This is a genomic window from Trichocoleus sp. DQ-A3 (genome assembly GCF_039961975.1).
Lineage (GTDB): Bacteria > Cyanobacteriota > Cyanobacteriia > Cyanobacteriales > FACHB-T130 > FACHB-T130.
Window position 1 is genome coordinate 35631 of sequence record NZ_JAMPKC010000015.1, and the last position, 13742, is coordinate 49372.

The 13742-nt window shown below is 48.9% G+C and carries 14 protein-coding genes; 7 read left to right on the top strand and 7 right to left on the bottom strand.

What is annotated here, in order from left to right; genetic code table 11:
• Positions 1-99: 99 nt before the first annotated feature.
• Positions 100-507 (bottom strand): Npun_F0494 family protein, encoded by a 408-nt coding sequence (locus NDI44_RS19570; protein ID WP_190410967.1) that lies wholly within the window; start codon positions 505-507, stop codon positions 100-102.
• Positions 508-755: 248 nt separating this feature from the next.
• Between NDI44_RS19570 and NDI44_RS19575 the strand changes: the two genes are divergently transcribed.
• Positions 756-1196: a peroxiredoxin gene (locus NDI44_RS19575; protein ID WP_190410968.1), complete on the top strand. Its 441-nt coding sequence runs from the start codon at positions 756-758 to the stop codon at positions 1194-1196.
• A gap of 95 nt (positions 1197-1291) precedes the next feature.
• On the opposite strand, the gene NDI44_RS19580 is transcribed toward NDI44_RS19575, so the two are convergent.
• From NDI44_RS19580 to NDI44_RS19590, 3 genes are all read right to left on the bottom strand, one after another.
• Positions 1292-1681, bottom strand: a complete 390-nt coding sequence (locus NDI44_RS19580; protein WP_190410969.1) for a hypothetical protein — start codon at positions 1679-1681, stop codon at positions 1292-1294.
• Positions 1682-1816: 135 nt separating this feature from the next.
• Positions 1817-2713, bottom strand: a complete 897-nt coding sequence (locus NDI44_RS19585; RefSeq protein ID WP_190410970.1) for an ABC transporter permease — start codon at positions 2711-2713, stop codon at positions 1817-1819.
• A gap of 63 nt (positions 2714-2776) precedes the next feature.
• Positions 2777-3796, bottom strand: a complete 1020-nt coding sequence (locus NDI44_RS19590; protein WP_190410971.1) for an ATP-binding cassette domain-containing protein — start codon at positions 3794-3796, stop codon at positions 2777-2779.
• A 95-nt stretch (positions 3797-3891) separates the two neighbouring features.
• Here NDI44_RS19590 and NDI44_RS19595 point away from each other — a divergent pair, with 95 nt between their 5' ends.
• The gene (locus NDI44_RS19595; RefSeq protein WP_190410972.1) at positions 3892-4092 is read left to right on the top strand and encodes a hypothetical protein; all 201 of its coding nucleotides are present in this window, start codon (positions 3892-3894) and stop codon (positions 4090-4092) included.
• A 67-nt stretch (positions 4093-4159) separates the two neighbouring features.
• Entirely contained in the window at positions 4160-5491 is a 1332-nt protein-coding gene (locus NDI44_RS19600; protein ID WP_190410973.1) for a serine/threonine-protein kinase, read from the top strand.
• 337 nt (positions 5492-5828) lie between these two features.
• On the opposite strand, the gene NDI44_RS19605 is transcribed toward NDI44_RS19600, so the two are convergent.
• From NDI44_RS19605 to NDI44_RS19615, 3 genes are all read right to left on the bottom strand, one after another.
• Complete coding sequence (locus NDI44_RS19605; protein ID WP_190410974.1) at positions 5829-6044, bottom strand: hypothetical protein; 216 nt, start codon at positions 6042-6044, stop codon at positions 5829-5831.
• A 311-nt stretch (positions 6045-6355) separates the two neighbouring features.
• On the bottom strand, positions 6356-7342 hold the full coding sequence (locus tag NDI44_RS19610; protein WP_199304738.1) for a heme o synthase: 987 nt from the start codon (positions 7340-7342) through the stop codon (positions 6356-6358).
• 112 nt (positions 7343-7454) lie between these two features.
• The gene (locus NDI44_RS19615) at positions 7455-8381 is read right to left on the bottom strand and encodes a heme A synthase (RefSeq protein ID WP_190410975.1); all 927 of its coding nucleotides are present in this window, start codon (positions 8379-8381) and stop codon (positions 7455-7457) included.
• A gap of 609 nt (positions 8382-8990) precedes the next feature.
• On the opposite strand from NDI44_RS19615, the gene NDI44_RS19620 reads away from it, so the two are divergent.
• The 4 genes from NDI44_RS19620 (at position 8991) to NDI44_RS19635 (ending at position 13719) form a co-directional block, all read left to right on the top strand.
• Entirely contained in the window at positions 8991-10082 is a 1092-nt protein-coding gene (locus tag NDI44_RS19620) for a cytochrome c oxidase subunit II (RefSeq protein ID WP_190410976.1), read from the top strand.
• A gap of 131 nt (positions 10083-10213) precedes the next feature.
• Entirely contained in the window at positions 10214-11977 is a 1764-nt protein-coding gene (ctaD, locus tag NDI44_RS19625; protein WP_190410977.1) for a cytochrome c oxidase subunit I, read from the top strand.
• A gap of 83 nt (positions 11978-12060) precedes the next feature.
• Entirely contained in the window at positions 12061-12690 is a 630-nt protein-coding gene (locus NDI44_RS19630; RefSeq protein ID WP_190410978.1) for a heme-copper oxidase subunit III, read from the top strand.
• A gap of 201 nt (positions 12691-12891) precedes the next feature.
• The gene (locus NDI44_RS19635) at positions 12892-13719 is read left to right on the top strand and encodes a pentapeptide repeat-containing protein (protein ID WP_190410979.1); all 828 of its coding nucleotides are present in this window, start codon (positions 12892-12894) and stop codon (positions 13717-13719) included.
• Positions 13720-13742 lie beyond the last annotated feature (23 nt).

Sequence of the window (13742 nt, forward strand, 5' to 3'; positions counted from 1 at the left end):
CTCAGTCCTCAGTCCTCAGTCCTCAGTCCTCAGTCCTCAGTCCTCAGTCCTCAGTCCTCAGTCCTCAGTCCTCAGTCCTCAGTCCTCAGTCCTCAGTCCTCAAAACAAGCGGAACCAACGATTTAAGGCATTATAGAAGCGATCGCTAAGAGAGGGGGCAGGCCACGAACCACCCTGAAGTTCCCATTTTTCAACCAATTGGCGTCCCAAAGGCGTGAGGCGAAAACTATCGGTGATTCCTTGACCATCCACCTCTCGCCGCAGAATGCCTACTTGAATCAGCCACAACAGAGAACTTTCTGCGCCTAGTTCCCGCACAGGATGGCGGGTGTACTGGTGTTGGACGCCTGAAGCACCAGCGATCGCTTGCAGGGGAACGCTGGTTGAGCGCATCGCCGCAAACAAAGGCAGGAGGAAGGGCGAACAGCGCATCGCCCGGTCGGCACGGGACACACTGCCAGGGGAATATTGAATCGACTGGGAGTTTTTTGCCTCAACAGAATTCATCTCTATCTCTAATGCCAGGAAACAGCAGAGGATTAAAAATTGCTATCTAGTCAATATCGGTTATTCTTTCACCGACTTCTCGCGATCGCACCCACAAGCTTTATGGTTTTAGCTGTAGACGCTCTCCGGCGCGTCTCGTTAGGAGACTGACTGCCGTCATCCACCTTAGCTTAGCCCAAGCGGAATTTTAAAATATTGTAAAATTTGATTTTCACCAAACAATCATAACTGAGCAGGAAATAGAATTTATGGCTCTAGCAGTCGGTACAACGGCACCCACTTTCACCGCCAAAGATACCAATGGGAACACTGTCTCGTTGTCTGATTTGGCAGGAAAAACTGTGATTTTGTATTTTTATCCCAAAGATGATACACCCGGCTGTACCAAACAAGCTTGTAGCTTTCGAGATGCCTATGCAGACTATCAAGGCAAAGATATTGTAGTCTTGGGCGTTAGCAAGGATGATGAAGCGTCTCACCAGAAATTCACCGAGAAGTTCAATTTGCCTTTTCCCCTACTGGCAGATGTCGATGGCAGCATTATCAAAGCTTATGACGTTGAAGGAAGTAGCGGTTATGCCCAGCGCGTAACTTACGTGATTGATGGCACTGGCAAGATCGTTCACGTTGATTCCAGCGTCAACACGGGTAGTCATGCTCAGGATATCTTAGCGGCACTGGCTTCTTGAGCCGACGACTTTAGTCTCTAGAAATAATCCGAGAAGCCCGGTTTCCTTAAGGAAACCGGGCTTCTCAATCACAGGACTCTTTGAATACTGATTAGTTATGGCGTCGAAGAGGCGGGTGTTACTGAGTTTACTGGAGTGACAGGTGCTACAGGTGCTGCCTGATTGGGAGTACCAAGAAGTTGTAGTTGTTGACGTCGGAACTGATCGGCGGCAGTATTCAGATTATTCTTCTGGTCGGTATTAAACTCGTCCATACTGCGAATGTTGCCCAAGGTGGCTCGATGCATCAAGTCAAAGACACCAGACGCACCGCCGTTATTCGTCCGAGAAAATGGGTCTGTATTTTGCTCTTGGAAAGTGTCTGCGGGACTGACCGCTCCTGGTTGCGACAGGGTTGATTGAGCCAGAGTCAATTGAGGCAGCAAGCAGGAGGCGAATCCCATGCCAGCCAGAACACCGAGAACCAGTTTAGTTTTTTTATTCATGACAATTTGGGGCGAAACACGCTACGAAAGTTGTGAGTTTTGAGTTTTGAATAAAGACGAAAAAATTGATCTCTATGTTCAACTTTATAACTCAAAACTCACTCAAGACTTGGTACTCATTACTCAAGACGATTCTTAAGCAAACCGACGACGCAGCAGGGGTTGAATTGTTAATAATATTACTGCATCAAAACCGAGAAGCACCAATATGGCAGTGCCAAAAGTTACAGTGCCCCAAGGAGCTTGCATTACCACGCTACTGAGTGCCCAATCACTGTGGAGATACAGATAACGAATTGGCTCAATCGCATAGCTGAGGGGATTGAGAGTTGCAACAACCTGCAACCAATTGGGCATGAAGGATAAAGGGGCGAGGGCTGTGCTGGCAAACAGTAAAGGCAGGTTAGTAACAAAAATCACAGCAATCAGCTCGACGTGACCGGGCAAAGCAAAAGCTAAACCCAAGCTCAAAGCGGTGACACCCAGAACCAGCAACAGAACAATCAATGCGATCGCGCCCAAGCCTAAAAGATTAGGTAAACCGGCTCCCAGAAAAGCGCTAGCTGCAACAATTACTGCCGCTTGGATTAAGCTCAGCGTCACAATATAGATAGCTGAGGCAGCAACAATCGAAAATCGGGATGCCAGAGGAGCGACTAATAAGCGGTTGAGAAAGCCAAATTCCCGGTCAAACATCACCGGCAATCCAGCATTCAGTGCCCCGGCAAAGGCGGTAAAAACAATCACACCGGCACCGAGAAATTGCCCGTAGCTCAAATCATTGCCAAAAATGCCTTGAGGAGCATTTTGAAACAGCGCCCCGAATAGAACCAACCACATTAAAGGCTGGATAATTCCCGCCACGAGAGTCGAAGGACGCCGTTGCAATTGAATGAATAAGCGCTTCGTTAAAGCCAGAGTTTCTTGAATAAAGTCACTGACGAGGCTGGATGCAGCACCGGCATTAGATTTACCCGCTGCCTCTGGCTGCAACCGGATATCAGGTTTAGGAGGCGTTATCGTACTGCTCATATCAATTTCAGATGTTGATGTTGGATTTTGGATTTTGGTCGCTTGGTGGTGTAAAAGCTTGTTTTAGCGCATATTCTGCTTTTTCTCTGCCTTCGGATCTCGGCTACCGGCTGCTGCAAGTTCTGCATCCATCAGGGTTCTCCCCGTAGCCGCAAGGTAAACATCATCTAAGCTAGGTCTAGCTTGGGCAATGCCAAAAATCGGTAAATTAGCGGCTTGGAGAGATTGCTGTATCGTCATCAGCGCGTCGCTTTGGGGCGTCACTACTAAATTGAGCGAATTCCCCTGAGCGTTATTGATGATTGCTTCTTGCACAAAGGGCAGAGATTGCAGCATATTTTTCGCTTTCTCTGCTTCTTCAATGGGAGAAAATTCGCGGATACGCAGGGTGATGCGATCGCCTCCCACCCGATCCTTCAACTCAGAAGGCGTCCCAGAGGCAATCACTACCCCCCGGTCGATAATCGCCACCCGGTCGGCTAAAGCATCAATTTCTTCTAAATAGTGGCTGGTGATCAGCACCGTTGTCCCGGATGCTCGCAACTGGCGCAAGAAATCCCACACGACTACACGGCTTTCAATATCTAGCCCTACGGTTGGTTCATCCAGAACTAAGACATCCGGCTGATGCAGCAACCCAGCGGCTAAGTCGAGGCGCTTGCGTAAACCGCCAGAGTAGGTGCCAGTTTTTTTATCAGCGTATTCTTGCAATCCCAAGACGCTCAGCACCGCCTCAATTCTCTGTTTCGCCACGGCACCGGGGAGGTGATACAGCGCGGCTTGCAGTTGCAAGAGTTCCCTTCCTGTCAGCACCTTATCTAAGGCGACCTCCTGAGCCACATAGCCCAAGCGTTGCCTTGCCCCCCTGGGGTTATCCACAACGGAGATGCCAGAAACTTCAATTTTGCCAGCATCGGGTGTTGTCAGGGTACACAAGACCCGCAGGGTTGTTGTTTTCCCGGCACCATTGGGTCCCAATAGACCAAAAATTTCACCAGGTTCGACCTGAAAGGAAACATTTTTAACGGCTTCTACTGAGCCGTACCGTTTCTGAAGCTTTTCGATTAAAACAGCGGGAGCCATAGATGTCCCTAATTAACAAATCTAAACACTATTTGTTTCTATTGTATTTCAATCCCTCATCAGGATTTATACTCCCACCGTACTGAATTCATCCTTTGAAAGGCGAAAAGTCCGTACCATCTCAGGACGATACAGCGCCAGACAATTATACGGATAAGCGATCGCGCTACCATTGCCTCAAACCCAAACTCCGAGCATTCTGTAAAGATGAGTGGATGGCTATGGTAACTACTGCTGTTGTCCCAGAAGTGGTATCGCAGGGATTTAGTGTGGCGGTGGATGAGTTGTTGGATTGAGGCTCAATATTTACCAGTTTTTCGGGAAGACTGAATCTAGACACAATCTGCTGAAGCCTTCCCAGATATGCTCTATTGTTCCATTCCCACTTGCTCAAATCCCTTCAATCCCGATGGGAATAAGTTTTGTCAAAGCTGTGGTTTGCAAGCACTTTCACCATTATTCCGCAACCGCTACCGGGTAATTCGACTTTTGGGTAAAGGTGGTTTTGGCAGAACTTATGAAGCTACAGATGCAGATAGAATGGACGATCCCTGCGTCATTAAGCAATTTGTTCCACAAGTGCAGGGAACGGCAGCACTTGAGAAAGCGACGGAACTATTTAAGCAAGAAGCGAAGCGATTGTATGACTTGGGAGAACATCCGCAAATTCCCCGATTAGGGGCTTATTTTGAACAGGATAACTGCCTGTATTTGGTGCAAGAGTTTATTGAGGGGCAGAATTTATTACAAGAATTGACCCAGCAGGGAGCTTTTAGCGAAGAAAAGATAAAACAACTTTTAGCCGATTTGTTGCCAGTCCTCAAGTTTGTACACGAATGCGGTGTAATTCACCGGGATATTAAGCCAGAAAATATTATGCGCCGCCGCAAGGATGGCAAGTTGATGCTGATTGATTTCGGGGTTTCCAAACAGGTAGCTGGAACGCTTCTCAGTCGAGTTGGTACAACAGTGGGGACACTTGGATATGTACCCATAGAACAAATGCGTGGTCAAGTTTACCCAGCTAGCGATCTCTACAGCTTGGGCGTAACTTGTGTTCGGCTACTAACTCAATGTTTGCCAAAGGAAGACGGTTCTGATGATATTTATGATGCTTTGAATGGTCGTTGGATATGGACAGAGCATCTGCCACGTGCTACAACCATTAGTTCTCAAATGCAGCAAGTATTAGATAAACTGCTCCAAGACTATGTGAAGAATCGCTATAAATGTGCTGATGAAGTGCTACAAACTCTGAAGCCACAGCCCTCGTCTTTAAGGACTCAGCCGTTAGCTTTGTCAACTCAACACTTAGCAATCCATACTCACAATTTTCCTCTACCTTCCATCCAGCTTATTTCATCTAGGGGAGTTGATTACCGGCATCTAGAAAAGCTACTTATAACTGGCAACTGGAAAGAAGCCGATTGGGAAACGCTAAGTAAGATGCTACAGGTAAGAGGAAGGACAGTAAGAGACGATCTTACAGAAGAAAACATCAAGGACTTCCCCTGTGAAGATTTGTGCATAATTGATCATCTGTGGGTAAAGTACAGCCAAGGACGCTTCGGTTTTAGCGTACAGAAGCGCATTTGGATAGAGCAGGAAAGCCCAAGCGGCGTCTGTGATTACTACGATTACCAAGCCTGGTATAAGTTTGGTGAGCGGGTTGGATGGTATGTGAATAATAAATAGCAATACTATTCTGGTCTTACTTTCACCTCAAATGCCCCCGATGGGCATTTTCCCGCACGAGTGTCGCGTGTTCAAGCAGGTGTGACTGATCGAGGTTGGCGGTTGTTTGTATGGGATTTAGTTTTGGGTGGTTGTCTGTTCTCGCGCATCGAAACTTGTGGACTGTAAGATGCAGTATTTACTCAAGTTCAGCAGGTAGGGTAACTTACAGCAAACTGGGGAATTGACTAACAGCCAACAAATAGATAGAGCTGATGAAGAAACTGCTACTTTCATTTTCAATGTATGCGATCGCGCGAATTGTTGATAGGAATGCGATCGCCCTCAAACTTTACTACTACAAATCCTCTTTTCGTCGGGCGCGATGTTTTTCTAGCAACTCAGGAAAATGTTTAAGATCGTCAATTGATTGCGGTGCCGGATATATTTCTGTAGCAGGTTCAGCCGTCACCCTATCCATGTAAATACGGAAGGCTTCATCGTCGTCTCGATGTTCTTGTATGTAGGCTAGTAGTTCTTTGCGACTCATTGCCTCAAAATTAGGTTTTATCATAAATACCTCCAGCTTCCATTGCGGAAAATCAAAATTTCGGTTTCTTCTCCAGCTAGGAAGAATACTCCTCCTGTAGGTTCATCTATGCGAACTATATAAATAGGCAAATACATCTTCGTTGCCCAAGAACTCAGGATGAAGCAAGTCAATAGCTGTGCTGATGTAGGAATAATTCATACCCTTCCTTACTTTATGTTTCCTAGTTTAGCCTTGAGTGCCTCTTGAGAGTTCCTTGCCAAAACGCGATCGCTTTCAACGCAAAAACCCGCCAAGGCGGGTTTTTTGTTTAGTCGCGATTTCTAATCGCGGGATCATTGCAAAATTGCGATCGCGCTAATGAATGTCTGTAGATGCTCGCCAACCAATGCAGTAAATTGATGCGTCACTGGCAAACTATCAACGACAATGCCGGTGCAGAGCAGCATCATGTAGAGGATGGAGTATTTAAAAAGCGATCGCGCGACCTGTTTATCTCCAGGTGACTGCAACATCTGCCATGCTTTCTTAATAAAGAGACTCCCCAGGATTGAGGCAACAATCCCATAAACGATACCAGACGCGCCCAAAGGATAAACCAGCAACAACGTCATCGGTACCATAATCAGCGTGTAAAGCCAAATTTGCCGAGTCGTGACCACTTCCCCTTCAACCACTGGCAGCATCGGAATCCCGACCTTGGCGTAGTCATCTCGAATCATTAAAGCTAACGCCCAGAAATGGGGAGGCGTCCACACAAACACAATCGCAAAAAGCAGCCAAGCTGCCCAGCTTAAGGTGCCGGTAACAGCGGCCCAACCGACTAGCGCCGGGATCGCTCCTGCGGCACCGCCAATCACGATGTTTTGCGTGGTGTGGCGTTTTAGCAAGTGGGTGTAGATGCCCATGTAGAAGACAACGCCTGACATTGCCAACAGGGCACTGAGCAGGTTGGCGAAGACGGTCAGCAAGGTGAAAGAGAGACAAGCCAGGACAATTGCAAAAATTAGCGCATCGCGGGACTGCACCCGACCGGAAGGAATCGGGCGGTGGCGGGTACGCTCCATTGCATAATCGATATCGCGATCGTAGATGCAGTTGAGGGTTTGAGCAGATGCGGCAGCGAGAGTCCCACCCGCCATCGTCACCAATAACAACAGCGGATCTACCTGTCCATCTGATGCCATCCACATACTCGCCGCCGTTGTGATCAACAGCAGCGGGATAATTCGGGGCTTTGTCAGCTGGTAGTAACTCTGAATGACCTCTAGGAAGTTTTGGTGTCTGCGGGAGACATCGGTTCCAACTATCATTTCCTGCATTATTTATTTTTTCCTAAATTACTTAGCCTGCCGCAACGCGATCTCTCAAGGGTAAACGAGTGCAGGCTTTGTTTGTAGAGTCCCACCCTGAGGGGTGCGGATTGATGAAGAGCTATACGGAAGGGTTGGGAATGACACTGGCGCGATCGCGCAACGCCAAAACAGTAAAAGCAACAAGCGTTCCGAGTAAGGCGGCTCCGACTGCCTGGTGAGCGACGGTCAGTGGTTCTACTTGGAGGTGCAAGCGGAAGGTCGCCACACCGAGAATCACTTGTAACACCAGTAAACCACCACCCAGATTAGCCAGACGGCGCAGCATCGGGTGCAGTGCGGGTGTGCGCCATGCCAAAAGCACGATAGCGACGATCGCTAAAGTTGGGGGAACGACACCCGCAATGTGGCTATTCATCACCGTACACAACTCTTGCGCCCCAAAGCACTGATGGAGCGCCCAGCGAGAACCCACTAATCCACCCAGGAGGCTTTGTAGATAGACCAAAATTGCAGCCGTTAAACTCACCCACGGCAATTTTCCAACCGTGCCCGTGCCTTGATAAGGCAACAGTGCCGCGCCAATTATCAGGAGGGTCATGAAAAACAACAGTGCTGTTCCTAGGTGAGCAGTGACAATATCAAAACGCAGCAGTTGCGTGACCGTCAGTCCCCCCAAAACGCCCTGAAATACGACTAAAAAGAGTGCGAAGGTGGACGCCCAAGGCAGCCATTTGGGGAGCGATAGCCGATGCCACCAGGAAAGAACTGCTAGCGCGATCGCGCCTAAGCCGATCGCCGATGCATCCAACCTGTGAAACCACTCCAGAAACACCTGAAGATTCATCTGCGAAGAAGGCACCAGTTGACCGTAGCATAGAGGCCAATCCGGGCACGCCAGCCCAGCATTCATCACTCTTGTGGCACTCCCAATCGCCATCAAAACCAGCGTAGCTACGCCCAACCGAAACACCAAGCGACGGATCTTGTCCCTAGGGTGGGAATCCTCCGGAGTGCGAACATCCTGATGAAGGACGGATTCTGTCATAGCGTTCAAAAAGCTAATTTTTCACCAATCAAATCAGAGTATCCGCTCAATTCCAACCTAGCATCTGAATGGAGGAAGATGACCGGCTCTAGCTACCACTCTAATGACCCCGTTGCATCATCAGCCACCGCTTTAGGAATTTCTTCCAATTGCCGAGATTTGGCGGAAATTGAGGCGAATTAGGGCAATGCAATCATCTTGGTAGCTAAAATTTTTAGATTGCTTCTAAATCAAGTATTTCATTGTAAAAAAGAATACTGGTATTCAAAGAGAAAACCGCTAGAATCCAGAAGCAATCTTCTAGCTCTAAATCCCGAATCCCTGACAGGGCGGGAGACGCCTCCCAGGATTCATCCTAGCGGAAATGGCTTTGTCTGCTGGTACCTTTCCTGAAAATGGCGGCGATCCCAAAAAAATTCCAAAAGATAACTCAGATTGGCTCACCTTTATGGGATCTCTGCCTTACCGTGGTTAATGAGGCTCTTACTGATTTCCTAAGATCGAACACAAAGGCAGCTTCACTTCGAGGCAGTCTAGATAGACCAAATCGGTCTGGGCATCAGCCCACACTGTTTTGTTTAGAATTGCACCAAATCCAAGACAAAGCCCGTGAAAATCCCAAGCTCGATATTAACTTTACTGGTTGGCATTGTGCTGACCCTTGTCAGCCTGTGGTACGGTCAAAACCACGGTCTTTTGCCGATAGCAGCCTCTGAGGAAGCAACCCTAATCGACAGGCTGTTTAACGCGATGATGACCATTTCCACAGGTCTGTTCCTGCTGGTTCAGGGAATAATTATCATTGCGGCAATTAGATTTCGGCAACGTCCTGGCGATGATACGGACGGGCCACCCGTGCATGGCAACGTTCCCTTAGAAATTTTGTGGACGGCGATTCCAGCGGTGATCGTCCTAGGAATCTCGATCTACAGTTTTGAGGTTTATGGTCAAATCGGCGGGCTGAATCCGATGGATCACTCGGTTGCCCACGCTCCAAGTCATCAGCAGGTTGCCAAAATGCCAGGGGCAGCGATCGCAGCTACCTTGACAGAGGCTGAAAGCGCCACAGATACTGAAAATCGCAATCAGCAGCTGCAAGATAAAGTCTTAGAAGACCCCGCTACGGCAAAAGTCCGCAAGGAGCTTCCTCAACTGCGGGATTCAGCCGATGTAGGCGTAACTTCCGGTCGCATTGGTCCCACACCTGACAAGCAAGGACAAAATCCAGAATTTTATGTGAATGTTACGGGTCTACAGTTTGCTTGGCTTTTTAGCTACCCCGGAACCGATGTGACAGCGGGCGAATTGCATCTTCCGCTTGGACGGGAAGTGAAATTGAACATCTCGGCAAATGATGTTATACACGCTTTTTGGGTGCCTGAGTTTCGCCTCAAGCAGGATGCGGTTCCAGGACGCCAAACTGAGCTGCGGTTTACACCCAACAGACTCGGTGAGTATCCGCTCATTTGTGCGGAACTCTGTGGTGCTTATCATGGAGTCATGAAGACAACGGTCATTGTTCAGACCCCCGAAGATTTCCAGAATTGGCTTGCCGAGCAGCAAGAAGTTGCCAGTTCGGAGACTCTCGATCGGGCGGTGGCAGTAAACCCCGCAGAACGCTCAGATGCTGAGTTTTTGGCTCCCTACGCCAGTGAAATGGGGATCGATGCCGAAACTCTACACCCTCTCCACCACCACTGAGTAAGAGAGTGATGAGTGATGAGTGTTGAGTTGTGAGTTAAAAAAGTTCTCGTAAAAATCTTTTATTCAATTCAAAACTCAAAATTCAAAACTCAAAACTCTTCTGACCCCCCTTAACTTCTGAATTTGAGATGACACAAGTAGAGCTTCAAGAAAAAGCAAATCTACCAGCCCACGGTGAACAACCGAAGGTAACGCATTGGCGAGAATACTTTAGCTTTAGTACCGACCACAAAGTGATTGGGATTCAATACCTGGTCACGACGTTTATCTTTTATTTGATTGGTGGAGTCCTGGCAACAGCCGTTCGCACGGAACTGGCAACCCCAGAGTCCGATTTTGTCGCCCCAGATGTTTACAACAGCTTATTTACGGTTCACGCGACGGTGATGATCTTCTTGTGGATCGTGCCTGCGGGAACCGGCGGCTTTGGGAATTACCTGGTGCCCTTGCTGATTGGAGCAAGGGATATGGCGTTTCCGAGACTGAATGCGATCGCCTTCTGGATCATCCCACCGGCCGGGTTGCTGCTGTTGAGCAGTTTCTTGGTCGGGGCACCCGGTGCGGGTTGGACTTCTTATCCCCCCTTGAGCGTTGTTAGTGGCAAACCCGGTGAAGCGATTTGGATTCTCAGCGTCCTGATCCTGGGAACCTCTTCGATCCTGGCAGCAATCAACTTTCTCGTCACCATCTGGAAGATGCGGACGCCAGGGATGGGGTGGAATCAAATGCCCTTGTTCTGCTGGGCAATGCTCGCCACTTCTGCATTGGCTCTCATCGCTACGCCAGTCTTAGCAGGGGCACTGATTCTATTATCCTTTGACCTGCTGGTGGGTACGTCCTTCTTTAACCCGACCGGGGGGGGCGATCCCATCGTGTATCAGCACCTATTCTGGTTTTACTCCCACCCGGCGGTCTACATCATGATCCTCCCCTTCTTCGGGATGATCTCAGAAATTTTGCCGGTTCACGCCCGCAAGCCGATTTTTGGTTATAAGGCGATCGCTTATTCCAGTCTGGCGATCAGCTTTTTGGGGCTAATCGTCTGGGCGCACCATATGTTTACCAGCGGCACCCCTGCCTGGCTGCGGATGTTTTTCATGATCACCACAATGGTGATTGCTGTCCCTACCGGGATCAAAGTATTTAGCTGGTTGGCAACCATTTGGGGTGGCAAACTGCGCCTGAACAGCGCCATGCTGTTCGCAATGGGCTTCATCTCCATGTTTGTCATCGGCGGCATCAGTGGCGTCATGGTGGCAGCCGTGCCCTTTGATATCCACGTTCACGACACCTACTTTGTCGTGGCTCACTTGCACTACGTCCTCTTTGGCGGCAGTGTTTTTGGCATTTATGCCGGATTCTATCACTGGTTCCCCAAGATGACGGGGCGGATGCTGAACGAAACTTGGGGCAAAGTTCACTTTGTCCTGATGTTGGTTGGCTTCAATATGGCATTCCTGCCGATGCACAAGCTAGGTCTAGAAGGGATGAACCGACGGATTGCTTCGTATGACCCGAAATTTACCACTCTCAACGTGATCTGCACGATTGGGGCATACATCCTCGCCGTCTCCACCATTCCTTTCATTGTTAATGCCTGCTGGAGTTGGATAGCGGGTCCCAAGGCACCTGATAACCCCTGGCAAGGACTGACCCTAGAGTGGATGACAACCTCGCCCCCGCCACCGGAAAACTTTGAGAAAGACCCAGTGTTAGCCACTGGGCCTTATGACTATGGGATGGGCGATCGCCGCACTCAAGTAGAGGTGCCCTTTGACGAGCCTCGAAATCCAGTCTTGGCTGCTGGCCCTGACTCGGCTCTCCGTGCCGATCCCGATCCCGCAGTGGCGGTGAATCCCGATGACCGCCAAGGAGAAAGTCACAATCGGTAATGGTAATCGGTAATCGGGAAACGATGACCTATTACCGATTCTCCACTACCCATTACGTATCCAACTCTTTCTAGAGGAGATTCATGCAAGGTTCAACGATTGACCCAGCGAAAACTGCCCTCAACTATCACCACAACTCAGAAGCGACTGTGGAAGCCCACGGCGTAGAACATCATGATTTCCGCATCCAGGGGCTGATTGTGTTTCTGATTGCGGAAGGCATGATCTTTGTCGGCTTATTTACCGCCTATCTCGCCTTTCGCGCTGTGGCACCCAGTTGGCCCCCGGAAGGAACGCCAAAGTTAGAGCTATTACTGCCCGGAATCAACACACTGATTCTGATTTCTAGCAGTTTCGTGATCCACAATGCGGATACTGCCATCAAAAAGAACGATGTGGCAGGTTTAAGGACTTGGTTTGCCGCAACTGCCTTAATGGGAGCGATTTTCCTGGGGGGTCAGGTTTACGAGTATACCCATTTGGAATTTGGCCTCAGCACTAACTTGTTTGCCAGCACGTTTTATGTTCTGACTGGTTTCCACGGTCTCCACGTTCTTTTAGGACTAGGGGCGATGATTGCTGTTTTGTGGCGCAGTTTAAAACCCGGTCACTACAGCAGCGAACACCACTTTGGCGTTGAAGCCGCAGAGATTTATTGGCACTTCGTCGATATTGTGTGGATTATTTTGTTCACCATCCTCTATCTGATTTGAATCTTTGTTTTTGCTTTTTTGACAAAGCTTGCCCCCAATTGGGGGCTTTTTTATGAGGAAAAGTTACTCTACTGATTGGAGGCGGGAAGGAGTCCTAAAATTTTAGATTTGGGGTTTGGGATTTTGGGTTGAAAATCTTAGACAGTCAGCGACTTTCCCGATTGAAAATCATGCAACTGTTCCGCAAATTGGTATGAATCGATGGACGCAGATGAACTACTGAGGAAATATGTAGAGGGCGAAAGAGATTTTTGTCTAGCCGACCTAAGTGGAGCCGACCTGAGTGGGGTAAATCTCAGTCAGGCGGATTTTAGTGGGGCCAACTTAAAAAAAGCTACCTTGAGTCGAGCGATTCTGAGCCGATGCACCCTAGCCGCAACCCACATGGAGGAAGCCGACTTGTGTGAGGCAGACTTGCGTAGAGCCGATTTGAGTGGAGCTGAAATGTTTGGAGCTTTCTTAATTGCAGCCAACCTGAGTTTAGCCGACTTGATTGGCACCGACTTGACGAAAGCCAATTTGAGTTTAACCGACTTGATTGGAGCTGACTTGATTGGAACTGACTTGAGTGAAGCTAACTTGAGTTTAGCCGACCTGCGGGGAGCTGACCTGAGTGGAGCTAATCTGAATGAGGCTAATCTGAGCGCATCCCATCTCTATGAAGCTGACTTGAGCGAGGCCAACTTGGAGGGAACGAACTTCCGTAGAGCGCTCTACAACGAACAAACTAAGTTTCCCGAAGAGTTTGATCCAAAACTAGCAGGAGCATTGTTGATTGCCCCGAATGTATTGCTGGCAGGGCTAGACCTGAGTAGAGCGAACCTTCCTGGGGTTAATCTGCGTGGAGCTAACTTGAGCGGTACTAACTTGAGCAAGGCAGATATGGTTTGGGTAGATTTGAGTGGAGCCAATTTGAGTGGAGCTAATTTGAGTGGAGCCAATTTGAGTGGAGCCAATTTGAGTGGAGCCGACCTCAGCGAAGCTAATTTGAGTGGAGCCATCATGCCGGATGGCAGCCTTCACGACTAGGTCAGCTCAAACAGTGAGAGATT